Origin of the sequence: Candidatus Magnetominusculus xianensis (genome assembly GCA_001541255.1) — a bacterium.
Taxonomy (GTDB): Bacteria; Nitrospirota; Thermodesulfovibrionia; order Thermodesulfovibrionales; family Magnetobacteriaceae; genus Magnetominusculus; species Magnetominusculus xianensis.
Genome location: LNQR01000018.1, coordinates 11975 through 38232, shown reverse-complemented (window position 1 = coordinate 38232; position 26258 = coordinate 11975). Strand labels below are relative to the sequence as shown.

20 protein-coding genes and 1 pseudogene are annotated in these 26258 nt (G+C 47.1%); 3 read left to right on the top strand and 18 right to left on the bottom strand.

The window, feature by feature from the left end; genetic code table 11:
- Positions 1-8: 8 nt before the first annotated feature.
- From purN to ASN18_RS01815, 5 genes are read right to left on the bottom strand one after another with little or no spacing between them, the layout of a single operon-like run.
- Positions 9-614 (bottom strand): phosphoribosylglycinamide formyltransferase, encoded by a 606-nt coding sequence (gene purN, locus ASN18_RS01835; RefSeq protein WP_085050894.1) that lies wholly within the window; start codon positions 612-614, stop codon positions 9-11.
- On the bottom strand, positions 607-1455 hold the full coding sequence (gene rsmI, locus ASN18_RS01830; RefSeq protein ID WP_085050893.1) for a 16S rRNA (cytidine(1402)-2'-O)-methyltransferase: 849 nt from the start codon (positions 1453-1455) through the stop codon (positions 607-609). Before rsmI ends, purN begins: the two co-directional genes overlap by 8 nt.
- On the bottom strand, positions 1456-1935 hold the full coding sequence (locus ASN18_RS01825; RefSeq protein WP_085050892.1) for a ferritin family protein: 480 nt from the start codon (positions 1933-1935) through the stop codon (positions 1456-1458).
- A gap of 15 nt (positions 1936-1950) precedes the next feature.
- Positions 1951-2256, bottom strand: a complete 306-nt coding sequence (locus ASN18_RS01820; protein WP_085050891.1) for a hypothetical protein — start codon at positions 2254-2256, stop codon at positions 1951-1953.
- Positions 2257-3999, bottom strand: coding sequence for an NAD+ synthase (locus ASN18_RS01815; protein ID WP_157072783.1), 1743 nt, complete (start codon positions 3997-3999; stop codon positions 2257-2259).
- Positions 4000-4113: 114 nt separating this feature from the next.
- On the opposite strand from ASN18_RS01815, the gene ASN18_RS01810 reads away from it, so the two are divergent.
- The 3 genes and pseudogenes from ASN18_RS01810 (at position 4114) to ASN18_RS01805 (ending at position 6815) form a co-directional block, all read left to right on the top strand.
- Positions 4114-4830: a hypothetical protein gene (locus ASN18_RS01810; RefSeq protein WP_085050889.1), complete on the top strand. Its 717-nt coding sequence runs from the start codon at positions 4114-4116 to the stop codon at positions 4828-4830.
- Positions 4831-4894: 64 nt separating this feature from the next.
- Positions 4895-4984 (top strand): annotated as a pseudogene (locus tag ASN18_RS18050) (IS66 family transposase); the annotation flags it as partial.
- A gap of 25 nt (positions 4985-5009) precedes the next feature.
- A complete protein-coding gene (locus tag ASN18_RS01805) occupies positions 5010-6815 on the top strand; it encodes an SMP-30/gluconolactonase/LRE family protein (protein ID WP_236861431.1) in 1806 nt (601 codons plus the stop codon).
- 166 nt (positions 6816-6981) lie between these two features.
- On the opposite strand, the gene ASN18_RS01800 is transcribed toward ASN18_RS01805, so the two are convergent.
- The 13 genes from ASN18_RS01800 to ASN18_RS01740 form a co-directional block, all read right to left on the bottom strand.
- Complete coding sequence (locus tag ASN18_RS01800) at positions 6982-10458, bottom strand: hybrid sensor histidine kinase/response regulator (protein ID WP_085050887.1); 3477 nt, start codon at positions 10456-10458, stop codon at positions 6982-6984.
- 18 nt (positions 10459-10476) lie between these two features.
- Positions 10477-11736 (bottom strand): cyclic di-GMP phosphodiesterase, encoded by a 1260-nt coding sequence (locus ASN18_RS01795; protein ID WP_085050886.1) that lies wholly within the window; start codon positions 11734-11736, stop codon positions 10477-10479.
- A 139-nt stretch (positions 11737-11875) separates the two neighbouring features.
- Positions 11876-14275: an exo-beta-N-acetylmuramidase NamZ domain-containing protein gene (locus ASN18_RS01790; RefSeq protein WP_085050885.1), complete on the bottom strand. Its 2400-nt coding sequence runs from the start codon at positions 14273-14275 to the stop codon at positions 11876-11878.
- Between the two features lie 33 nt (positions 14276-14308).
- Positions 14309-15061: a formate dehydrogenase accessory sulfurtransferase FdhD gene (gene fdhD / locus ASN18_RS01785; RefSeq protein ID WP_236861430.1), complete on the bottom strand. Its 753-nt coding sequence runs from the start codon at positions 15059-15061 to the stop codon at positions 14309-14311.
- Between the two features lie 38 nt (positions 15062-15099).
- Positions 15100-18663, bottom strand: a complete 3564-nt coding sequence (locus ASN18_RS01780; RefSeq protein ID WP_085050883.1) for an efflux RND transporter permease subunit — start codon at positions 18661-18663, stop codon at positions 15100-15102.
- Between the two features lie 3 nt (positions 18664-18666).
- Positions 18667-19800, bottom strand: a complete 1134-nt coding sequence (locus tag ASN18_RS01775) for an efflux RND transporter periplasmic adaptor subunit (protein WP_085050882.1) — start codon at positions 19798-19800, stop codon at positions 18667-18669.
- 33 nt (positions 19801-19833) lie between these two features.
- Complete coding sequence (locus tag ASN18_RS01770) at positions 19834-21219, bottom strand: TolC family protein (protein WP_085050881.1); 1386 nt, start codon at positions 21217-21219, stop codon at positions 19834-19836.
- Between the two features lie 68 nt (positions 21220-21287).
- Positions 21288-21482: a putative motility protein gene (locus ASN18_RS01765; RefSeq protein WP_085050880.1), complete on the bottom strand. Its 195-nt coding sequence runs from the start codon at positions 21480-21482 to the stop codon at positions 21288-21290.
- A 118-nt stretch (positions 21483-21600) separates the two neighbouring features.
- Positions 21601-21984 carry a response regulator gene (locus ASN18_RS01760; protein WP_085050915.1) on the bottom strand — a complete coding sequence of 128 codons (384 nt, stop codon included), beginning with the start codon at positions 21982-21984 and terminating at the stop codon, positions 21601-21603.
- A 67-nt stretch (positions 21985-22051) separates the two neighbouring features.
- Positions 22052-23026, bottom strand: a complete 975-nt coding sequence (gene nadA / locus ASN18_RS01755; RefSeq protein ID WP_085050879.1) for a quinolinate synthase NadA — start codon at positions 23024-23026, stop codon at positions 22052-22054.
- Positions 23027-23032: 6 nt separating this feature from the next.
- Positions 23033-23935 carry a transglycosylase SLT domain-containing protein gene (locus ASN18_RS17740; RefSeq protein WP_085050878.1) on the bottom strand — a complete coding sequence of 301 codons (903 nt, stop codon included), beginning with the start codon at positions 23933-23935 and terminating at the stop codon, positions 23033-23035.
- A gap of 260 nt (positions 23936-24195) precedes the next feature.
- Positions 24196-24432, bottom strand: coding sequence for a sulfurtransferase TusA family protein (locus ASN18_RS01745; RefSeq protein WP_085050877.1), 237 nt, complete (start codon positions 24430-24432; stop codon positions 24196-24198).
- A gap of 153 nt (positions 24433-24585) precedes the next feature.
- Entirely contained in the window at positions 24586-26247 is a 1662-nt protein-coding gene (locus tag ASN18_RS01740) for a tetratricopeptide repeat protein (RefSeq protein WP_085050876.1), read from the bottom strand.
- Between the last annotated feature and the right edge of the window lie 11 nt (positions 26248-26258).

Below are 26258 nucleotides of genomic sequence, written 5' to 3'. Positions count from 1 at the left end.
AATTGGTATTACTCTTCTATTTTTACTGTATTGCCTATGACCTTGAGTTTCCCTTCGGCATATAGCCTAATCGCAAGGGGATAGATGCGGTGTTCACAGGTCAATATCCTCTCAGAAAGGGAATCCTCACTGTCGTTTGACAGCACCGGCACGGCCTCTTGAAGTATTATAGGGCCGGTGTCAACGCCCTCGTCAACGAAATGCACTGTACAGCCTGCAATCTTTACCCCATACTCAAGCGCCTGACGCTGCGCGTGCAGCCCCTTAAACGACGGCAGCAAGGCCGGATGTATGTTCATGATGCGCATCGGAAAGGCCTCTATCAGCGGCTTTTTAACCACACGCATAAACCCGGCAAGCGCTACCAGTTCCACACCGCAGACTTTTAACTCATCGGCTATGCGTCTGTAAAACATGTCTTTCCCTGTGAAGTCTGCCGGATTCACATACACATGCGGGATATTGTGGCTCTTTGCCCGCTCAATAGCATACGCCTCCGGGTTGTCCGTAATCAGACAGGCAACCCTGGCATTGAGAGCGCCGCTTTTGATTGAATCTATAATAGACTGAAAATTTGAGCCTCTGCCAGAGGCAAGCACGCCTATGTTAATCATTCGCTCCCCCCTTAGATATGTCCTGTCCTTCTATGCTTTCCTTATACAGTATCTTTTTGCTTATGCCGGTTGCCGAGGCTATCTGCTCAACGGCCTCTTTGCGCCTCATGCCACCTTCAATCAATTGCCCTATTTCACTTAAGGCATCCTCGATGCTCAGCCCGGTCTCCTTAAACCCCTCAACAATGACTACATACTCGCCTGCTATCTTTGAGTTTTGCAACTGGTCTATCACATCTGAGACAGTTCCCCTTTTTGTATCTTCGTGGAGCTTTGTCAGCTCATGGCAAAGGGCAATCTTCCTGTCTCCAAATACCTCTAACAAATCGTCGAGAAAATTCAGTATCCTGTGCGGGGATTCGTAAAACACAAGCGTGTGTCTTTCTACCCTGAGCAGTTGTAAGTCCTTTTTTCTCTGAAGTGTTTTTGGTGAGAGAAACCCTATGAATGTAAACCGGCGAGTGGACAGCCCTGAAACAGAAAGCGCCGCTATTGAAGAGGTCGGCCCGGGGATTGGAAATATCTCTATCCCCTCGTCTATCGCATCACGAATCAACACCTCACCGGGGTCTGATATGCCAGGCGTCCCGGCGTCCGTTATCAGAGCTACTGTGTAGCCTGCGTTTAACTTGTCTATTATTACCTTTGACTTTACCTTTTCCTTTTCCCTCCAGTAGCTTATCATCGGACGGGCAATCTCATAGTAGTTGAGGAGTTTTACGGAGTGTCTGGTGTCCTCAACGGCTATGAAGTCCGCCTCCTTGAGGATTCTCAGCGCCCGAAGCGTTATGTCCTCAAGATTCCCTATTGGTGTGGAAACTATATACAGGCAGCCTTTCATCTAGTGCTGGGCGCTGTGGTCTGCCTTATACTTGCTCAGCCATACGATATGGTGTTTCTCCTCTTCGATGATCTCTTCTACTATGTGTTTTTCTTTTACGGCATCCCTTATCGTGTAAAAGTAGAGCAGGGTCTCTTTTTCAAACCCTATGGCAAGGCCCACTGCATTTAACGGGTCTGCAACATTTTGCATGTGAAGCATGGCCTTGTCCTTACCAAGGAAAAAGGCGCTCTCAACGAATGCCCTCATGTACTCAGACACCTCCTGCCAGTTCTCCGGCTCTGCCTCGCTGACTTTTTCTTTTAGCGCTGTGAAGGCTATTATGTGGTTTTTCTCAGCGTCTGCAAGCTTTGTAAAAAGCTCATAGACCTCCCTGTTTCCTCCCTTAAACTTTGTTGCTAACTCATTATAATATGAATTACCAAGCACCTCTGTCCTTACGGCCATCTCTATTACTTCTCTTATCGAAAATGTAGTCATATGACCTCCCACTGGTTAATTTGGGAATTCCTTCTGTAATTCCCTGTTTATTTTAATTATCTCCTTCACGTCAGTACCCACGATGTCCCAACTGTACTCTCCTTTAAAACTCCTTTTCAGCTTTACGTTAATCGCCTTTTTCGCTGGTTTTGCTGCTGTGATATTGTCTTTTGTAATCTCGATTTCGTCATGTCTGGCTGGTGTAGGGCTTGGGGTTACTACAAGCGGAGGCGGGGTGTTTACCACCAGCGCTGGCTGCTCCTTGTTGCAACCTGCAAAGACTAACATCACAGCCAATGCTAAAATAATCGCATTCACCATTTAAAACCCTCTGTAGCCGTTTGTGATGGGAAAACGCCTGTCTTTACCAAATGCCCTTCCTGTTATCTTAATACCAGGGGGCGACTGCCTCCTCTTGTACTCGCTGCCGTCTATCAATGACAAGGCCTTTCGCACGGTTAGCTCATCTATTCCAAGAGCGGTTATCTCCTCAAGACCCATCTCCTTTTCAACATATGACTCGATGATTATATCAAGGATTTCGTATGGCGGGAGGCTGTCGCTGTCTTTCTGATTAGGACGAAGCTCGGCCGTCGGTGCCTTAGTCAGCACACGCTCAGGGATTACTGCCGCCACAGAGTTGCGCCATCTTGAAAGCTTATAGACCATCATCTTTGGTACGTCCTTTATAACTGCAAAGCCCCCTGCCATGTCCCCATATAACGTGGCATATCCGGCTGACATCTCAGACTTATTCCCTGTGGTCAGCACCAGAGGGCCGAATTTGTTTGACATGGCCATCAGGATATTTCCCCTGATTCTTGCCTGAAGGTTTTCCTCTGTAGTATCAGCGGCTTTACCATCGAATGCGGCTGTAAGTTCACCCAGGTAGGTCGAGAAAATCCCTGCTATCGGGATTTCTGTTGTCCTGATTTTGAGATTTTCTGAAAGTTCACAGACATCCTCCCGTGAATCCTGAGATGTATAGGGCGACGGCATAAAGATACCTCTGACGTTTTCAGGCCCGATGGCATCAACGGCAATACAGGCGACGATTGACGAATCAATCCCGCCGCTCAGTCCAATCACAACCGACTTAAATCCATTCTTTGTTACATAGTCCCTTGTGCCGAGGACAAGGGCATTATATATCTCCTCATAGCGGTCCATCTGTCGAACCGGCATTCGTTTAATTAGTTTAAGCGGGGATTTTTCTCCCGGAGCCCTGTCGCAGACAAAGACCCTTTTTATTTCATTGTGACACTCATTGTGACACAGGGCCTTGACCTTTTGTCGTCTTCGTGGGTCATGTAGACGGGAGACAAACACGCCCTCCATATCGAGGTCAACGACGATGAGCTCTTCAGTGAAGCTCCCAGCGCGAGCTAATACCTCCCCCGTAGAGTCATACACTGTTGAGCCGCCGTCAAAGACGAGTTCATCCTGCCCTCCAACCGTGTTCAGATACGCCAGTATGATGCGGTTGTCAAAGGCGCGGGCAGATAACATCGTGTCTTTGGCCTTGGACTTATTGAATCCATAGGGAGAGGCATTGATATTAATAATCAGTTCTGCACCGGCAAGCGACTGCTTATAGGCTGGCCCATCAGGGTACCAGATGTCTTCGCATATGTTAAGCCCCACGAGGCAGCCTGCTATCTCATATACCGGAGACAGAGTTCCGCTCTGAAAATACCTCAGCTCATCAAATACGCCGTAATTGGGTAAGAATATCTTGTGGTATATGTCTATTATCTGATGGTTATAGAGCAGTGCTGCGGCATTATATATATCGTCCTGCTTATCGGCAAACCCTACGACAGCCGTAATGTCGTTAGTGTGTCTTTTTATTTCATCAAGCGCCTTTATGTTGTCTTTGAGAAAGGACGGTTTAAGGAGCAGGTCCTCCGGTGGATAGCCAGTGATGCAGAGTTCTGGGAATGCCACAATGTCGGCAGAGTGCCTTCTGGCGTCTTCTATGAACGAGATAATCTTTTCACTGTTTCTCTTAATACTGCCAACAGTTGGATTAATTTGAGCAAGGGCCAGCCTCAATGTCTTCACCATCTTCCAATTATAACAAAAAACACTCTCAGGTGATAGTAAAATATTTAAGAATAAGTTAGAATATACAGATATGATACAGACAGGCCGACAAACCGGTGAAGGAGGACAGACATGAAATTAAAAGGCTTAAGATATACAACCGTTGCAATAATAATCTCGTATTCATTAACTGCCTGCGCGACACTTCCACCTGCGGGGACGCCGCTTACGCATGAACAAAGGCAGGAGGCACAGGTATCCTGCATTGCCCAGCATACGGCAGCTGGGGCAGTCATCGGAGGGCTTGGCACATTGGCACTGGATGCCATCCTGCTTGGTCGCACGCGTGGTGACAGGGTGGCGGCTGGGGCAATTATTGGAGGTTCAATCGGCTTTGCCCTTGCATGGGGCAGATGTCTGTACTTATTTGCCGACATCAGGAGTTACCCTGTTGCTGGCACTACCGAGACGATGAACCGTACTGGCTATATGTCATCTTATGGAAGTTATGTAAGATTTGCAAGCATGACCATAAGCCCTGATTACGCCGCACCGGGCGGCAAGGTACGCTTAAACGCCGTTTATTACCTGATGGACTCAGATATGTCCAGACAAGTTTACGTAACAGAGCTTACCACCTTGTACTACTACGATGAAGGCAAGAAAAACTGGGTAGACCTCGGCACAGCCAGCGAAAACAAGACCGTCGAGCTTGGAACAAGAAGGGGTGAGATAAACTTTGACATACCAAAAGACGCCCCAGAGGGGTATTACAGAATCATGCTGAAGGTAACGGCAATGGGCAAAGAAGACTACATAACAAGAGACCTTGCAGTGCGAAAGGGGTAGAGCAGGATTTATCTTTAGAAAGAGCTTTACACAAGGCATTAATCGTTTTAGATGAGGTTATAGAATCCCGCAGGGGATACCAACGTCGGGGCTGCTGGCACATATATTAATATCAAAGTTTGTAGATGCACTGCCGCTATATCGGAAAGATAAAGATATATCAGACAATAGGAGAGAGCGTGATATTTAATAAAGTTTTAGTGACTGTTGTTTGTGTCCTGGTAAGCTTAGTGGTTAATATAGGGGTTGGTTTAGCGGATGGGGGTTATCAGTTTGAGCGTCTGTGGCCAAGGCTGCCACAGCCGTGGTATTTTCAAGCCCCGTCTGCTGTAGCAGTGGATTCGTCAGGCTTTGTATACGTAGCAGATACAAATAATAACCGAATCCAAAAGTTCTCTGCTGATGGAAAATTTATAACCAAGTGGGGAACTACAGGAAGTGGTGATGGGCAGTTTTCATACCCCAAAGGCATAATAGTGGATTCATCAGGCTTTGTATATGTAGCAGATACAGGTAATGGGCGAATCCAAAAGTTCTCTGCCGATGGGATATTTATAACCAAGTGGGGAACCACAGGAAGTGGTGACGGGCTGTTTTTATACCCCATGGGTATATCAGTGGATTCATCAGGCTTTGTATACGTGGCAGATTCATTTAATTCTCGAATCCAAAAGTTCACCACCGATGGAAAATTTATCGCCAAATGGGGGAGTGAGGGAAGTGGTGACGGACAGTTTTCCTATCCCGATGGTATAGCAGTAGATTCGTTAGGCTCTGTATACGTGGCAGATTCATTTAATTCTCGAATCCAAAAGTTCACCACTGATGGAAAATTTATCGCCAAATGGGGAAGTAAAGGAAGTGGTGACGGACAGTTTGATAACCCCAAAGGCATAGCAGTGGATTCATCAGGCTTTGTATACGTGGCAGATTCATTTAATTCTCGAATCCAAAAGTTCACTCCTGACGGAAAGTTTATTGCCATGATAGGAAGTTATGGAAGTGGTGAAGGGCAGTTTAATTACCCCACAGGTATTTCAGTGGATTCGTCAGGCTTTGTATATGTGGCAGATGCAAGTAATGGGCGAATCCAAAAGTTCACCCCCGATGGGATATTTATAACCAAGTGGGGAACCACAGGAAGTGGTGACGGGCAGTTTACCTTACCAATAGCTGTAGCAGTGGATTCGTCAGACCTTGTATACGTTACAGATTCAGGTAATCACCGAATCCAAAAGTTCACCCCCGATGGGATATTTATAACCAAGTGGGGAAGTCAAGGAAGTGGTGATGGACAGTTTTATCACCCCATTGGTATAGCAGTGGATGATTCGTCAGGCTTTGTATACGTGGCAGATACAAATAATAACCGAATCCAAAAGTTCACTTCCGATGGAAAATTTATCGCCAAATGGGGAAGTGTGGGAAGTGGTGACGGACAGTTTTCCTATCCCGTTGGTATAGCAGTAGATTCATCAGGCTTTGTATACGTTACAGATGCAGGTAATTCTCGGGTCCAAAAGTTCACCCCCGATGGGATATTTATCGGTAAGTTGGGGATTTCAGTAAATGGGGGCGGGGTGTGGGGTATTTCTGGCATAACAGTGGATTCATTAGGCAATGTTTACGTGTCAGATACATCTATTAGCAGTAAAATCCTGAAATTCAGCCCTTTCGGGCAGTTTATAACTAATTTGGGAGGTTATGGAAAAAGAGATGGGCGATACATCAGCCCCTATGGTATAGCAGTAGATTTGTTAGACTTTGTATACGTGGTAGATTTCTATCTTGACAGAATCCAAAAGTTTTCCTCAGAAGGAATATTTATTGAGAAGTTTGGAAGCACTGGAAGCGACGATGGACAGTTGTTAGCCCCTGGTGGCATAGCAGTTGATTCGTCAGGCAATGTATATATAGCTGATCTTTGGAATCACCGAATTCAAAAGTTCACCCCTGTCGGAGAATCTATGACCAGAAAGAGATAGGTAGATAATTATAACCGACAATATCTACAACGATATTGTCGGTAGCTGCAAGCGTCTACACACTTTGACTTTTCCCTGTCCTTAGAAAATACTATGAACATTACCTTGGGTTGAAAGATTCGCGCTGAAGGTTTTGGTATACCTGGCTGTTGAGATAGTGGTAATTTTATGACTTGTCTGCCGTCGGCTGGAATTCTGTATTAATAACCGCGAGGACTTTTTCGCACTCTGCTTCAATCTTGCCGACATGCCTTACTATAGTTTCAATATCTGATTCAGTTATTGGATTTGGGAGCTTTCTTAAGTCCAGTTCAAGTTTAAACGCGCGGTTTTTTAACTGTACTGCACCCATGTTTGCAGACATACCCTTTATTGTGTGTGCCTGTTTTTTCAGCCCATCTATGTCTTTAGCGGCACTTAGTTCTTTTAATTTGGTTATTTGTTCGGGTGCATCTACTAAAAATGCCTTTATCATTATGTTCAATATGTCTTTGTCACCACCTATGCGCCCCAGCACCTCGTCTTTGTCTATGACAGGGAGGATTTTCGGGACTTTTACAGGCTCTGGCACATTTTCTGCCCCAGCTTCAGGCTCAATCACTGTCCTGCTCTCTGTGTATTGCTCTACTATTTCATAGAGCGTTGAGGCCTTTAACGGCTTCGTTATATAGTCCGTCATGCCTTTTTCTAAACATATCTCCTTGTATCCAACCATAGCATGGGCTGTCATGGCGACGATTGGTATATTGGTGTCAATTTTGCTGTCCACAGCGCTCCTGATATATTTTGTAGCCTCAAAACCATCCATTTCTGGCATTTGAACGTCCATGAGTATGATGTCAAACGGCTGCTTTCTTAATGCCTCAACTGCCTCTTTGCCGTTTGATGCTACGTCCACTCTGTAACCTTTTTTCTCAAGAATCCCAAGCGCTACCTTTTGATTCACTATATTGTCCTCTGCAATCAGTATATGTACCGGTCTCCTTAATTCACTTAATGTGTGCCGTGTTATCACTACGGGTTCGTCCCTGGCCCCGCCGCGAAACGTGAGTCTTATAGTCTCTGCCAAACTGTCCTCATCGACTGGCCTGACTACATAGCCATCTATGCCGAGGGTCTTACAGCGGGAGACATCCCCTTTTAACCCCGCCGACACGATCAATATGACCTTGATAGAGTGCGTCGCCGGGTCAGATTTTATCTGCCCTGCTAAGTCGAATCCATCCATGTCGTGTATTTGCAAATCAATCAGGGCGGCGGTATAGTCGCCAGTTTTGAGTTTCCTCAGCGCCTCATACCCGCTTGCCGCGCTTCCTACCTTGTGCCCCTTGTTCTCCAGCACCCTGATATATGAATTCAGAGACAGAATATTACCATCCACAACAAGGATGCTCAGGCTTGACGTGTCTTCAGATGCCTGCCTTGCGGTACTCCTCATCCCAATAGTGCCGGACTTAAATCTGGCTGTAAAGTGAAACGTTGTTCCCTCACCAAGCACGCTCTCCACCCAGAGCCGCCCGCCCATCAGCTCCACTATCTTTTTAGATATCGCCAGCCCAAGCCCTGTGCCTCCGTATCTTCTCGTCATCGAATCGTCAACCTGTGAGAAACTGTCGAATATCATGCCTAACTTATCCTCCGGTATTCCTATGCCCGTGTCCGAGACGCTGAAGTGTAAATAATGGGGTGCCTGAGCAGTTAGTCTTGCGTTGTCATCCCTGCTCACGGCATAAGGGGCTGGTCTGACGCTTACGAGTATTTGTCCTTCGTGGGTAAATTTCACAGAGTTATTCAGCAGATTCACTATCACCTGTCTTAACCTGCCCGGGTCTCCTTTTATCTCTACCGGCACATCATCGTCTATTTCGGTTAACAATTTAACGCCCTTTGTCTGCGCCTCATATGCCAGCGGTTTTATCGTCGTATCGAGAAGCCCTCTTAAGTCGAAGTTTATTGCCTCAAGCTCCATTTTACCAGCTTCAACTTTTGAGAAATCAAGGATACTGTTTACCAGAGACAGCAAATGGGCTGAGGATACCTTAACCAACTCAAGGTATTCCCGCTGTTCAGGGTCGAGATTCGTATCGAGGGCAAGCTCTGTCATACCTATAATGCCGTTCATCGGGGTACGAAGCTCGTGGCTCATGTTGGTAAGGAATGTAGTCTTTGTGCGGTTGGCCGCCTCGGCTACCTCTTTTGCCTGTATCAGGGCCTGCTCTGCCCGCAGTCGTTCTGCTATCTCTAAAGTCAGCTTCTCATTGGATTCAGACAACTGTACAGTGCGGGCATTGACTAGTTCCTCAAGGCGGTTGCGGTAGTTTATCAACTCTTCCTCGGCACGTTTTCTGTCTGTTATATCTGTTGATATTCCGCATATGGCATACACAGTCGAATCATGCCTGTAAAGAAGGAATTTTATGGACACATATGTCCGAAGCGCCTCCTGCTCTTGCCCGTGTCTTATCGTTTCCTCAAGCTCCAGCGGCCTTCCGCTTTGAATTACCATCATATCGTGTTCGTGGAATGGCCCTGTGTCAAATATCTCATAATCCGTCCTGCCTGTTACCTCTTCTTTTGTCTTATGAAACAAGTCCTCGAAATGCCGGTTTACCATTAAATACCGCCCGGTGGTGTCCTTCAGGTATATCACCGCCTGTGCGTTATCCATTATTGACTGCAAGCGCATCCAGCTTTCATGATTGGCATCGTCCACGCGTTTTCTCTGTAGGGCGTTGATAAATGTCTCACCCCCTATCTTCAACAGGGACAACACGTCAGGGGCGTATTCTTTGTGTACCGTCATCGAGTCAAAGCCCAGAAAGCCGTTGAGCTTACCGCCGCGGCTTATGGGTATGGCAATTAATGATATTACGTCGTCTGCCAAAATGAATTCTCTCTCGGCGGCGGCCTCCTCCGGTATGTCCTCTGCCGAGGTTATATATATGTTGTCTAAGGCGTTCAGCTTGCCCATCCACCATGTCAGTGAATCCACCGGAAGCCCCCGCAGCCTTTCTGTCTTTGGAGGCACACCATCCACGTGCCACTCATATACCTCTGTGGCCGTCTTCATGTCCGCTGAGAATATAACCACATACCCCCTGTCAACACCGAGGAAATTCCCTATTGACGAAAGGGCGTGGACTATCCAGTCCCCTACCTCCTCAGATGGAATTGTAATAAAGGTTGACGATATGTTGGTTATCAACTTTATAAGCTCGACCAGGTATTGGAGTTTCTTTTCTGTCTTGCGCCTTTGCACAATCTCGTTCAGCATTCGCTGATTTACTTCAACGACCTCCGCCGCCCCTTCCTCTGTCTTGCGCTTGTATTCGTTGAAATTCTCGATGAGATGGTTAAATACAATGGACAGATTTGTCATGTTTTTATCGGGTTGCAGGTTGAATTGCTCTTCGGATATCTTTCTGACTGCTAACATCAGCTCATTTATAGGTTTTTTTATTCTCCTGATTATCAAAAGAGATATTGCCGAATTCACCAGCAGAAGCAGAACGACAAAAAGTGCCAGAGCCAAACCCTCATGTGCCATAAACGGCAGCAACAATCCTATGCCAATAAGGGCTGCCCCGGAACTGGCTAAGATAAGCAGGTCATGTCTAAATGAGGCTGCCGATTGTTGTTTCATCTCTGGTATTAGTTGTCATTACAGGCTTGATTTGCCAAGCACGGTTATGAATTCCTTTAGTATGTCTGCGTCGAATAAATTCCTATTGTCGCGCAGATAGGTAAGCGCCTCATATGGAGTTATTGCCTTAAAACCTGGGCGTGATGTCGTCAGTGTATCATAGGTATTTGTTATGGAGATAATCTTTCCAGATAGATGGAGTTTATCCCCTTTCAGACCAAGAGGATAGCCCGTTCCCATGAGGTTCTCATGGTGTTCAGCAAGCGGCAGCAGCGTCTCAGGCGTGATTCCCTTGTATAGTTTGACTATGTCAAGCCCTTCTGCCACATGCCCCTTGAGTAAGCTCAACTCGAAGTCCGAAAGGCGCGGCATAGGTTTGTGCAGCACCTCAGGGGGGATTGTACTCATCCCTATATCATGCAAAAGACTCCCCATGCCTATGGCAAACAACTCGCCCTCGGACTGTATTCCCATCGCTATGGCCGTTGCCACGCAAAACACAGAGACATTCACCGAATGAGTATAGACATAGTAGTCGTGTTTGTTTACCGTAAACAGATTGGTTATTAATCCCTTTGTGTCAATTATTGATGAGATAACATTTCCTACTGTCTCTTTACACGCCTCCATCTTCTTGGGGCTTCCGGGGTCGTTGAACAGTTCATTGACGAGTATCTTGGCGTTTTCTTTTATCAGCATGTTTTTAGTGGCCTGAGATTTGGCTGCACCGGTATTCTTTACCGCCATTCTGAGATACTCCCGGTACTTTTGTACATCAGAACGGGTTATCAGGAGTTCACCGTGTGAGGTCAACATATCTTTTGTGATTAATACCTTACCCCCATCGTTGTGATTTACAGATAAGGGGACAATCTCCATGCCTGTCTTAACATAAAGGTTGAAATTAATCTCAGTTGCCTCTATCAGGCTAAGCTTGTCTATTTGGATGAGGTCTGTTTTTGCACTGATATAGTCTGTGAATGCCTTATCCTCCGGCTTAGGGGCTTCCTTTTTAGGAGCTGCGGGTATATCTGGGGGGGGGGTCTTTTCAACTGTGTGGTGAGTGCTCTCGCATATTTTTTCATCACATGCAGCATCTAATCCCTTTTCTGTATCGATATAGACATAGTCAATACCGGACTCCATGATTTTATCTAACTGGCTCTGTGACTTTATCTCGAAATGATGTCTGAGGAACGGCGTCTGAAACCACGACGCATCAAACCCGTCTATGTACATCCCTATGCGTACTGTGCCTGTGGGAATTCTTTTTCTCATCGCCTTATCTTATGCTATGTCAGATTTACATTTCGCCGACATCCACCAATTGCGGCTCAACCGCACATTGCAGCCTTTAGTATGATAACATAAATTACTACAGATATGTTAGCAGTTTATAAAATAATTATACACCGTATTAATAGAGCAGGTAATTAGAGCGTATATCCATGAAACGCTTAAGCGGCTCCTTCAGCTCCATTTTAATTTGTGTTGGGTCTATGTTTTTCTTTATGGACAGTAAGACATCATCGCTGATAAGCCCTACCGTCTTGTCCACAGCAAACTCCACTGGATAGAGGTTATACAGGGCAGAGGCCAGTTCTATTCCCATTGCCGGAGAGTTAAGTGCATCGCGGTCTGTTACGATAATCCGCACTCCATAGCACTGCTTCCCTGCATAGTTATTGTTTATTGGCGTAAACTCTACGGGCATGAAGCGCACGCCGGTAATCTTCCGGTTATTCAGATATGTTGAGAGCCTTTTCGCGTCTATCCACGGTGCCCCAACCACTTCAAACGGCATGTCTGTACCCCTGCCGACGCTTATATTAGCGCTTTCAATGATGCCGGAGGCTGGATAGAGTGTTGCCTGTAGTACACTTCTGATATTTGGTGACGGGTTTACCCACATCAGGCCGGTCTCATCGTACCAGTCTGACCGTCCATAGCCCTGCATCTTGATAACCTTTAATTTGACCCCTATATTATACTCTGCATTAAACATCTCCGCCAGCTCGCCAATTGTCATCCCGTACCTGACTGGCAGTGGATAGTAGTTTGTAAACGATTTTAGACCCTTTTCCCGTATCGGCCCCTGAACAAATGCTGCCGTAATAGGGTCAGGCCGGTCAAGTACGTAAAACGCGATTCCCTTTTTTGCAGCGGCCTCCATTGCATAGCCCATCGTTGTTATATATGTGTAATACCGGACGCCGACATCCTGAATGTCATATACCAGGGCGTCAAGCCCCTCAAGCATTTCAGGCGCCGGGCGATAGGTCTTGCCGTAGAGGTTGTAAACGGTCAGGCCAGTCATGGAATCTGTGATTGATTCTGTTTTTATCACCTCATCGACATCGCCCAAAAACCCGTGCTCAGGGCTGAAGACGGCCTTAAGTTTTACGTTAGGGGCATTATGCAGGACATCGACTGTGCGGCTGCCCTTTGAGTCTACCCCTGTGTGATTGGTGATAAGACCAATTTTTAGTCCGGCAAGGGAGGCGAATTTCTCTTCCTTAAGTACATCTATACCTGTTTTGACGTTTCCGCCGCGTGTCCCTTTGGTGTGGTAGCTGTTTAACAGTTCATAATAGCCAGTTGTGGTGCGGCCGCTTGTCAGGACACTCTCGGCCTGGGCAGGTCCCATGGCTGAGGCGGCAATGGTTGATATCTCCGCCCTCAGAGACAGAGAATCCCCCTTTCCATCGGGGTGTACATGGTTAGTCAGGACAATGACATAGGTCTTTGAAACTGGGTCAATCCACATAGACGTCCCTGTAAACCCCGTGTGACCATACGAACCGACTGGAAACAGTATGCCGCGATTTGAGGAATACGGAGAGTCAATATCCCAGCCCAGCCCGCGCAAGACCGTCTTATTCACCGGCGACTGAGAGCTGGTCATCTTTGCAACCATCAGCGGGCTCAGAATATGTACATTCTTGTGTGCCCCCATGTTAAGCATTGTCTGAGCGAATATTGCAAGGTCATCGGCGGTAGAGAAAAGCCCTGCGTGCCCTGTTATGCCGCCCATGCTATATGCCATCGGGTCGTGGACTTCTCCCTGCATCAGCTTTCCCTTTCTAAACTGCGTGGGCGCAATACGGTCATGTGCCGAGGGCGGTGTTTTAAACGCGGTGTCTTTCATCCCCAGTGGTCTGAATATATTTTCATAGCAATACACGTCAAGCGGTTTGCCGGAGATTCTGCGGACGAGCTCACCAAGCACTGCAAAATTTATATCGCTGTAAACAAAGGCAGTCCCGGGTGTAGTTCCGGGCTTTTCCTTGAGAATCAAATTAAGGCCGGTGTTATAGCCGTGCCACTCAGGAAAGACGTCAAGGCCAGCCCTAAGCCCTGAATAATGAGTAAGGAGCTGGCGTATGGTGATAGTATCCTTACCATTGGTCTTAAACTCCGGCCAGTACTTGCTGACCGGGTCCTCAAGGCGCAGCCTGCCCTGTTGTGCTAGCTGAAGCACTGCTGGGGCAGTGGCCACTACCTTTGTCAATGAAGAGACGTCAAAGATAGTATCAACAGTCATTGCCTCCTTCTCAGGCAGGAGTGTTCGATACCCGAATGCCTTCCTGTATATGACGCCGTCCTGCCCTCCGATTATGACTACGGCACCCGGGATTTTTCCCTCCTGGATTGCCTGGTCAACTATAATTTTTATATTTTCCAACTGGTCCTCGCGCGATGATTCTGCTGTCACCGGGGTCTCTGCCGTACACGCCGGAACAGTGATTGCCCAAAACACGGCTAACATTAACATTATTAATAAATTTTTTTGGGGCAGACACAGCGTTTGAATCATTGTTTCTCCTTAATTAAAATAATTTCGGACGGCTCAGGATATTCTTTGAGGATGAGTATATACATTGAACCTCGTCCCGCGCAGGAATCCTACCATAGTAACTCCGGCCTTTTCTGCTATTTCGACAGAGAGCGATGTGGGGGCAGTCCGGCTTGCCACTATTGGAATTGACCAGCGGGCACACTTTGACGCGATCTCAGATGAGAGCCTGCCGCTTAACAGCATAACTGAGTTGGACAGATCGAAATCCTCTAAAATCGACGCCCCGATTACCTTGTCAACGGCATTGTGCCTGCCAATGTCCTCGGCGAAGGCTATTATTGTGCTGGCGTCTGAGATGGCGGCGCTGTGAATGCAGCCTGTGTTCTGGTATGAGAGGCTTTGGCGCTGAAAATCTCCGAAAAGGCGGAGAAGGGACTCCGGCGAGATATTCACTGTTGAGGTAACCGAGTTGGCGATAATTTCTTTAGGTATGGTAATTCCGCCGATACAGCCTGACGTGATGGCCTTCCCAGCCAACGAGACCTCGCCTGTGGCGTCTATATCGACAACAATGTCATCCCCCATATTAATCGACATCTTTTCCGTACACCATGAGCCTTTAATTATCCCCTCGCCCATTATAAACCCCACGACGAGTTCCTTAATCATCACAGGGGAGCAGTAAAGCGACAGGATTTCGTTAGAATTAACGCGCAGCCGCAGTTTCTTCTCGATGGCTATAGGGTCAGGGGCACTTGTCTTATTTGAGCCGACTACCCGCTGTATTGTTCTTTCAATTATCACGGCGACGTAATTATAAATGAACGGGAGTGGTTATGTCATTATGACTTTTCCCATTTTATAATTTTCAGGTCAAGCACAAAGATTGAATACAGCACCGGCACAAGTATCAAGGTCACTACCGTCGCAAACGACAGACCTCCAATTTGTACATAACACAGCGCTTCCCACAATGGGCCGCCGTGAAGCGCAAGAGGCACAAGTCCAAGCACTGTTGCCCCTACTGTTATCAGAATTGGCCTCAGACGCAGTATCCCGGCGTCCATGAGGGCCTCCCTCAGCGGCTCACCCTCCTCGTGTTTTTCCTCTATAAAGTCAAACAACACTATAATATGGCTCACTATTACACCTATCAGACTGATAACACCCAGAAATGCCATAAACCCAAAGGGCTGACCCATTATCACCAGAGATATAAGCGCTGCTGCTATCCCATAGGGAATGGCCGCAAACACTACTAATGGTTTAATCGCATTTTTAAACTGCATTACAAGGGCAATGAATATCAACAAAATCGATACAATAAGCACGATGGCAAGGTCGTTGAATCCCTTGCTTTGCTCTTCATGTTCCCCGCCTATCTCCAAGACATATCCTGGAGGGAGATTCTTTCTAATCTCATCAATTTTGGCCTCAGCCTTAGCCAATACCTCCGAGGGAAGGACACCCGGAATAGGATAACACGAGACAATTATTGTCCTGAACTGGTTGCGGCGGTATATCTCCTCTGTTTCGAGGCCGTAGTGGAGACTTGAGACCTGTCTGACAGGCACCTTTACTTTACCATTCGATGAAAACACGTAGAGGTTTTGAATATCAGACAATTGAGCGCGCTCATCCATTCTCAGGCGTGCCGTGATTGGTATTTGTTTGTGTCCTTCTCGGAGGCTCGACAGTTGATAACCATTTATGCCCATTAGGGCAGAGGTTGCCACGTCTCGGTTCGTTACACCAGCAAGGTTTGCCCTGTCACCATCGACACTCAGTCTCACAGAGAATATGTCCTCGCCAAGGTTGTCTCTAATCCTTTCAGCCTCTGCAATGGAACTAAAGACAGTCTTGAGCTGCCCAGAAATCTTTCTCAACGTGGGTATATCGTCGCCAATGATGCGAACTGCAACCGGTGCGCCTATGTTAACTCCGGTCTCAAGTTGTCTTACGTCTATCATGGCACCGAAAATGTTTGCAGTCAGTGCCTTCTGGATGTCATCTACGATATGGCCTGTGTCGTGTTTATCGTTTACCTTTATGATGATTTGGGCATAGTTTTGCTGCTGTGCCTCGGGCGATACGGTAAACCAGAAACGCGGCCCTCCTCCCCCGGCAAATGTCGTCAGTGAGTCAAGTATCCTGCGTGGTTTACCATCCTTAGCGGGGTGGGATTTACCGTATTTCTCTGTTGTTTCCCGTATTATACCTTCGGCCTGTGAGGCTATTTCGCTTGTCTTGCTAAGAGGTGAGTCAACAGGCAGCCAAATATCAACGTAGGAAAGATAGGACAGGTCTTTCGGGAAAAAACTTGTTTTCAGCTCTTTTAAGAAAAACCCACAGATAATTATAAAAATCACCGACACTACAAAGACCTTTTTTCTGTTATCTATGGCAAAGCCGCAGAAGGCGTAGTATCTTTTTGCGAATGCACCTTCTTTGATAGACTTTGTTTCCTTTTTCGGTCTTAACAGGTAGTAACTCAGCATCGGTATAAACGTCATGGATACAACCCGTGAGGCAATTAAAGAACACGCAAGCACTATGGGCAGCGAGTAGATAAATGTACCCGTATCCCCCGGCAGCAACAGAAACGGCAGATAGGCAACTATGTTTGTAACAGTAGCATACATGATAGCATTTGCCAGCTTGGTAGGTCCAAGCCACGAGGCAATAAGAGGTGGCTGTCCTGCATTGAGTTCGTTTGTAATGGCATCCCCGGCAACTACTGGGTCGTCCACCAAAAGCCCAAGGGCGATTATCAGCGAGGCAACAGATACCTGCTGCACATCGATTCCCAGAAAGAACATCATCCCAAAGGTCATAAACAGTGTAACCGGTATGGACAGGGCCATAAGAAACGCGCTGCGCCAATCCCAAAACCCTATCAGGGCCACAACTATGACAAGCACAATTGCCTCATAGAGACTTTGCATAAACAGGTCAATGCTCTCACTTACCTGTTGAGGCTGGTCGGATACACGCGAAATTACGAGGTCGTTAGGGAGGAGTTTTCTCAGCGTATCTAACTTAGCCTGAACTGTCTCTCCAAATTTGCCAATCTTCTCCCCTTTGCGCATCTGTATTGATACGGTGATTGCCCTTGTGCTAATCCACTTGCCGTCTGGGCCGTAACGACCATATGTGTTTAGAAAAGATGGCGGTGAATCATATTCCCTGCTGATATCAACGAGGTCACGCAAATATACTGGAACACCTTTCTGTGTGCTGTGTATTATAACATCGCCGACGTCCTGTGCGCTTTTGAACTCGCTCGATGGGTTTATGTTTACTATTTTCCCCAGCACCTCTATCCGTCCACCTGATGTGGGTGCATTTCTAGCATCTATCATATCTTTTATCGTTGACAGTTGAGTACCGTATGAGGCCAGCCTGAGCTGGGAATAATGCAGGTAGATACTTTCGTTGAGTACGCCGGTGCGATTGACCTTTGCCACCTCTGGTACGGTTTGCAGGTGTTTTTGCATTGTGTCGGTGAAGTCGTCAAGCTCACGGTAACTGTACTTGCTGCCAACTGCAACAGATATTTTAGCCTCTGTCTCAGACGGGTCTCTTATCACCACCGGCATCCATATGTCGGGGTGCAGTTCCTGGGCCTGCATCCGTGCCTCGGCAAACTTATACAGAAGGTGAATGATCTCCTCGTCTTTTAGCGGCGTCTGCATATCAAGCCCTATGAAGCCCGCTCCACTGATTGGTATATGTTGACCGGTCACGCCATTGTCTGTCAGATATTTTATAAAGTTGTTAAACTGGCGGTTAATCGATTCCACCTTCAGTGAATAGGGGAAGTTCAGTATGAATGCTGCGCGCGGGGCGCTGCCAGAAGTGTGAGACCTCGCCCTTTTTATCTCATCTGAGATGCCCTTTGCCCTTAGCGCAATCTCTGTGGCGTCTGAAAGCGGGCTTGCTACAGTAATCATCAGGGCGTCTGTGTCGCCATAGTCCTTCACAAAGACAATCGGACCAGCCCCCTCTGGAAGGTCATTAATGCTGTTGAGCTTGAGGTTTATATCGCTGAATTCTTTCCCCGTGTCCTTTGTTTTTTCTGTCAGTTCTACAGTGACGACTGAAATGCTGCCCCTTGAGGATGTCTCAAGTTTCTTTACGTTTGGATTTTGGGCTATCTTCTCTTCAATCCTTCTCGTTACCAACTGTTCGACATCAACTGCCTTTGCACCCGGCCACGAACACAGGGCCTGGGCTACGCGTACCGGCACATCCGGGTCTTTTAGCTTGGGCATCGACATATACCCCAATATCCCCCAGAAAATCGTCACAAAAAGAAATACCCACGATACATGGCGGTGTTCCGTAAAGAACCTTGCCGTGTTGTGTGTGTTTTCTATAATTTCCTGTCCGGTTTTTCCGTGCATAGTTTAATCCGCAAGTTTTACTTGCTCACCATCCAACACGTAATTCTGTCCGCTAACAATGACCTTCTCCCCTCTATGTAGTCCCTTTTCGATAGATACCCTGTTGGCTAATATGCGGCCAATGGCGACTGAGTGTTTGCGGGCTATGAGTTTACCCCCCTGGTCTTCGACTACGAATACGGCAAACCCGGTGGAATTGCCGGTGGAATTGTCAGAAGGACGCACAATTGCGTTAAGCGGTACTGTAATTTCAGCGCTGGCTACTCCTGCAACACTTTCCATATGCATAGAGGCTATCATCCCGGCCTTTATAGCCTGGTTTGAGTTTGGAATTTGGACTTCTATGTTGAAGACCCTGCTCTGGTCATCTGCAAATGGGGCTATGCGGGTTATCTGCCCCTTGAAGGGCGTTGATTGGAGCGCTTCAATAAATACGTTCACCGTATCGCCATTCTTAAATGTCCCAATTATCATATCCGGCACACCAAAGACCACTTTTACAGTGGATGTGTCGGCTATGGTAAAGGCATTGACCGACGGGCCGACAAGTGAACCGTCTTCTATGTGGCGCTGGAATATAACCGAATCAAACGGCACTATGAGCGAACACTCATCGAGGGCGATTTGAGCCTCCCTAAGCTGTGCAGCAGCCGCAGTGTGGTCTGCCTCGGCAGCCCCTAATGCCGCTTGTGCATCGTCGTACTGCGGTTTTGTGATACTCTTTGTGGAAAAGAGATTATTCGCCCGCTCATAATCAAGCATTGCCTTAGTCAGTTGGGCCTTTGCCTTAGTCAGTTGGGCCTTTGCCTGAGCAGCCTTCTCACGGTAGGTCTTTTGTTCTATGCTGGCAAGCACAGTCCCTTTTTTAACAAAATCACCATCTTGAGCGTTCCTCAATCTTCCATCTATACCCTTAACCTGAAGGACTCCTGTGACATAACCGCTTGATTTAAACGCCATATTGAGCAGTGCACTTGGCACTACAGAGGCCGAGTACTTGAGTTCATTGCTGTCTTTGAGGCCCTCTACGACGGCAGTCTTTACAAGTGTCAGGGGCTTTACGTATTTTTCCTCCTTTTTGCATCCAGAAACAGTTGTTATGATTAGCATTGATATCACGGCTGTCAGCGCTCTCATTATTTCTCCCCCCTATGTATCACAGTCACACTATTATTCCTCAGACAGGGCCTTGTCCAAATCCGCACGTGCACTGAAGTACGCACCATGTGCCTCATGGCAGAGACGGTCGGCCTCGGCCATTGCAGCCTGGTCTTTGAGCAGGTCTTTTAGTAATATGGAGCCAGCCTTGTACATGTTCAACGAAGTAGAAAGTTTGTCCTGTGCCGATTCGCGGTTCAGGCGTCTGACATCAAGCAGCTTTCTGGTCTCAGCGAACTTTCTTTTTGTCTTATTTATATCGACAACGGCCTTTTCGCGGGCTGCTTCTATGTCGTTTTCTGCCTGTTGAAGCGCCCTCTTCCTTGCCGCCAGTTCATGCCAGGTCTTTCCCCAGTCGGGCTGCTTCCATGTCAGCACGACAGAGGCAAAGGTAAATCCTACGGAAAGATTGCTCAGCGTATGATAACTAAAGGCAAGGCTGAGGTCAGGGATGTACTCTGATGCCTTGCTCTTTTTCGCAAATTCGGCCTGCATTGCCGTAAGTTCAGACATCCTGATATCAGGGCGTTCCTTAAGGGCACGCATGGTTGACTCCGAAAAATCCTCTTCCTTAAGTACCATCTCCGGCTCCGGCACAGAAACTACCTCGAAAGGCGTACTTATTTCCCTTGCCAGGAGTTCATTCATCTGTTCTTTCATAGTGATTATTGTGTTTTTTATAGTCATCTCATCGTATTCATATTTTGCAAGCTGTGCCTTTACCTCAAGGACCTCGTACCTTAGTACGGTCTCCTGTCTGAGCTGGTCATCAAGCAGCCTTGCCAGCTCCCTGTAAAATGCCATTGCCTCGCTAATAGCCGATAGTGTACTTTCAGACTGAACCAATTCATAATAGAGCTTCTTTACACCGTTTACGATGTCTTGGCGTGTTTGCCGTTGTCTCTCTGCGGCTATTTCGTGTGTCTTTCTCTCTATTTCGACTTCCACTGATATACGGTATAATTGCGAAAGCGGCTGTGTTATCTTAACTGCACCAGATACGTCGGTATCGGCTGGAATTGTTACAGCAGTTGTGCTGGAATCCCCTGAATACAATTGACTACTGGGGGAGGCATCACTCATAAGATTGAATTTCATATCTTTCAGTGTCCTTGTAACTGAGGCACTGAATTCAATCGATGGGAAAAAGGCTGTCTTAGCCGCCTTTAGCGTATCCTCTGTCTTTTGAACCTCAAGCCATGCGTTTTTCATAGCACGGTTGGTGGTTTTTGCCATCGAGACCGCCTGGTCAATTGTAAGTATCTGTGAGGCCGCCGGTTCAGCTTGCCGCTTTTGCCCCGTCTCACAATATGCGGGCAGGTTAAACAACACAGCTATGACAACGGCAGCAACTATAAGCCGCTTCAATCCTGCTCTGAACAAATTCTCTTCGCTCATCTTCCCCGTGAGTGGACTCCATCCCCCTGGCGTGTGTGCCTGCTTGCAATTCAGAATGTCAGCCTTGCTCACACATACATATTTACAATACTACCGGTGCCTTCCGGATTTGCGGCCATTTGCTGACCTTGTGCGCCTGCCTTATTTATAAGGTCAACGACTGCTGCACCTTCGATTTCCATCATATCTAAGCTCTTCTTTATAACGCTGACATTAGCCCCTTCTGCAATAATACCCGATGACAACCCCACCCCAGACATCATAACTCCACCTCCATTTTCTTTGCAATTGCTGTTTCCAAACCCTAAGCTACCCCATGTTCAACTCACTACGTACACTCTTATATATCGGTAATTAGAAACGATTCCTTTAATCAGATAATCAGCCTAAAAACTTGCGAGTGATATTTACCAGTTGTTCCGGCTTGAACGGCTTTATAATCCAACCGCTGGCCCCTGCCAGCCTTCCCTCCTGCCGCTTAGTGACATGCGCCTCTGTAGTCAGCATAATAATAGGGATAAAGCGGCACGCAGTTATTTTTCGCACCTGCTCAACAAACTCAAGACCGTTCATATTTGGCATGTTTACGTCAACAAACATCATCTCTGCCTTTGTGTCATCTGAGTTAACAATTTTGTTTAACTTCCTTAGGGCGTCGCTTCCGTCAACCGCCTCCATTACCTCATATCCGGCATTTGTCAGTGTCAAACCAACAAGCTGTCTTACACTGGGTGAATCATCAACTATCAGTATTACTCTTTTCATCTCTGTAAGTATATTGTACATTAAAACGATTAAAAAAGTTAAATTATTTTGCTCGGTGTGTGTAAAGCTACAGCGTTATCATTCTATTGAGGGCGTTCCATGCCAGCTCCCTTATTTCACTGCTTACCTTCACTACGTGCTGCATTTCTCTCAGGGCGATATATACGGACTGAAGTGTAGTTTTTTTCATGTTCGGACACACCATATCTTTTCTAAGCGGATAGAATATCTTCTCAGGGTTTTCCTTTCTCAGCCTGTACAGAAGCCCAATCTCTGTCCCCACGATAAATTCCTTAGCAGATGACCTGGCTGCAAACCTCAGCATCCCCGACGTGCTTGCCACAGCGTCTGCCATTTCCAGGATGTCAAGTCTGCACTCAGGGTGTGCCATAAAAACTGCATTGGGATGGCTCTTCCTTGCAGTTTCTACATCCAACGGTCTTACCCTGTCGTGAACATGGCAGTATCCATCCCATGATATTACCTCTTTTTTTGTATTTTTTGCTGCCCATGCGGACAAATTCTTATCGGGAACACAGATTACCCGCTCATCCGGCAGGGATTCTATAACCTCTACGACGTTTGCCGACGTACAGCATATATCGCTTTCAGCCTTGACCTCGGCGGTTGTATTGACATAGGCAACGACTGGTACGCCGGGATAGTCCCTTTTTATGTCCCGAAGCGTATATTCAACGGGATATACATAGCGCGGCGGGTCTTTATATCCGGGGAATGCCCCGTAGAGCTCCCTATGCGTACCGGCGCTAATCATATCGGCCATCGGGCAGAAGGCATCTGAGGCCGTCAGCAGCACTATCTTGTCTGGCGATAGTATCGAGGCACTCTCGGCCATGAAGTTCACTCCGCAAAATACGATTACATCACAGTTTGTTTGTGCGGCCTTACGCGACAGCTCAAGGGAGTCGCCCGTCATGTCGGCAATTGCCTGTACCTCATCCCTTTGGTAGTTGTGTGCAATGATTAGTGCGTTTCTCTGTTCTTTTAGTCTTTGTATTTTATAGTTCAGGTCATCGTTCATAAGATGTTAAAATCTTCCCGTCAGTTGATTATTAGCGTACTGTGGTGTGTTTGTATACAGCACCGTGCCGTTGGGCATGGCTACCTTGAATATATGTGAGTTAGTGCTTTGGCTTGAGGCACGGTTATATGCAGTGGGGTAATATGGGTGATAGTTACCGCCGCTATAAGTACTCAATACCTTAGCGACATATTCCTGGGTCTCAGCGTATGGGGGGATTGTCCCATAGCGGTCAACGGCATTCGGGCCTGCGTTGTATCCGGCGAGGGCTAAGGATACGTTACCGTTAAACTTAGCCAATAAGTATTTTAAATATCTGGTTCCGCCGTCGATATTTTCCGTCGGGTCATAGGGGTTGTTGACAGACAGGAGATTTGCTGTGCCCGGCATCAGCTGCATCAGCCCCATAGCCCCTTTCGGAGACAGCGCGCCGCTGTTCCAGTTTGATTCTGCTTTTATTACAGCCTTTATGAGGGCTGGATCAATTTTATGTTCTGCCGCCTTCAGGTGTACGATTTCCTCGTAGCCCTTAAACTGCAATGTTTGCTTTTGTCCGGTATTCACCGTTTGAGCTGCCACAGTTGGCGGGGCAGGCGTGGGACTTACCGCTTGAACCGCTGGCCTTTGGGCGCTTGGGACGGGTTTAGCTGGGCTGCCGGGCTGGACTGCCTTTAGCGTTTGTTTCGTGACCGGCTGGCTTGGTTTTCTTGCTACTGCTTTTTTCGGGGGAGATTTATATAACCTCACATAGTTGTTATCTCCATTAGCGCCTCCTGGGACGTCTGTATAGTGAGTAATTCCATTGGCATCAACGAACCTGTATATGTCGGCATCTGCCGCTGCACAGAGCGCTGTCAATAGCGCGGCTAACAGGACGGTTATAATATTTTTCTTTAGTTTTCTAAGCATATATAGCAGTACAGCTCATGCCGTCAAACACCTGACAGTCAAGCAGCAGGGCCGCCGCTGATATTTCCTTAATACGGCGCACCCACTGCTCAACTTATTCTGTTATATGGCAACCGGTATAATCCGGTAACCCCCGGAAACCCATCATCCGGCCTGACTCCACTCTTCGTCAACTCAACTACTTACCATATGGCCGATACTATTCCCTATTTGATAGTACCTGATATATGCCGACATAGGCCGGTAATATGTTAAGGCCGTTATACCTTTTTAATAAAAAACGATATGACGTTTCCGTTTTCTTTTGTATCAAGCAGTTCATGGCCTAGCCTGCTCAACAGGGCAGGGATATCTGACTTTGAACCGGCATCGGTTGACTGTACCTCAAGTATCTTTCCTGACGCTAAACCGTCAATGGCCTTTTTGGTCTTTAACACCGGCATCGGGCAATTCAACCCCTTTGTATCTAGTATCTCATCGGGCTTTATATCTGCCATTACAACCTCCACAATATACCTTATTTATTGGTAACTTATTGGCCAATGGCCATTAGCTAAGGCTATTTTACTTCAACCACAAGAAATTGTCAACATCACCCCGAAAAATTTACGGAAGACGCACATCTACTGCTTTTAATGTATAACCAAATGTCAATTGAAATTTTTCCCAGACGGATTGGCAGTAGAGCTACCTGACACCGCCTGATGCTTTGCGGCATTCAGATAAGAAACCGCCGCCGTGAGGGTTGGCTCAAGCACCAGTGCTTTCTCAAAATAGGGGATAGATTCACCGGGTTTATTCAGCATCAGCAGCGCTACGCCTATGCCTACATATGCACTGGTGTTAGCGGGGTCAAGCGCTATGGCCGTCCTGAAGTGCATGATTGCGTCGTCTTTCCTGTTCGTCCAAAGCATCAGGTTGGCCGCGTTTACATGTATTACTGCGCTGTTGGGATAAATGGAAAAGGACTTTTCAAAGGCGGCAACAGCCTCGGCGTCTCTCCCTGTTTGACTCAGCGCACACCCAAGATTATTATACGCAAGGTAATTATCCCTTGTTACGCTCACAGCATGTGTAAACAGGGTAATTGAGTCCTTCCAATAACTTAACTGTTTCACTGACAACCCCGCACACACTAAGATAGTTATTACGCCCAGGGATAGAGCCGCCTTCCCGTAATCTTTTAACAAATGCGGCACACCCATCGCAGCCATGATAAACAGCCCTATATACGGTATATATGTGTACCTGTCTGCCATTGAGTGAAGCCCCGTCTGGACGATTTGAATCACTGGGACTAAAGTGCCTGTAAACCAGAACCAGCCGGTAAATAAATATGGAAATCTCTTAGCCCGCCAGAGGACAAATCCAGTGGCAAGGGCAATAAGGGCAAACGCCCCAGCCCCTGTCATTAGTGAGATTGCTTTTTCATGGGGATACATTACAGACAAATCATATGGCGCTATGAAGTTCACGACATATCTTACATAGGAAACAAACGCGTTTAACAGGCGGTGCTTAATAGGAAACAGTTCCAATGTCTTAATTGCCCCGCTTTGTTTCTGAGCAGCTACTGTCAGTACCGACACCACTGCACAAAGTACAAACAGCGGGATTTTCTCTAATATAAGACCACGCACATCAGCCCTGGGCCGAAACCGGCCAAGCGGCCAATAATCAAGCAGCAACAGCACAAACGGCAGCGTCACAATCATAGACTTCGACATCAGCCCTAAGATAAAACAAAACACCACCAGAGCATAATTCGCCATCGAGGGGTTTCTGACATACCGTGTATATGCCAAAATGGTGGTCATCCAAAAAAATGCACTAAGCACCTCTTTACGTTCGGCAACCCATGCAACACTCTCCACGTGCGCAGGATGGACGGCAAACAGCGCAGCTATAAAGGCGGCGCGCTTAAGTGGAACCCCAAGCCGTAAAAAGACAAAAAACAGGACAACAACATTGGCCGTATGAATAAGCAGGTTACTAAGGTGATGCCCCTCGGGGCGCAGACCAAACAGACTGACATCCAGCATATGAGAAATCCACGTAAGGGGAAACCAGTTGCTAAACTCAGTAGACGTTAAAGCCCATCTTATATTTTCTACTGTAAGTCCGGTGTTTACATGCGGATTATTAATGATATAGAGGTCATCGTCAAAGTTGATGAATTCATAGCCCCTTACCGGGAAAAAGACCAACAGCGTAAGGGCGACCAACAATAAAACAGCCACATAGACAGGGTCACATCTGGCAGCACTCATCCTGTGAGAAGTGTTTTCTATGTCAACCTTCAGCTCTGTCATGTTATATCTTA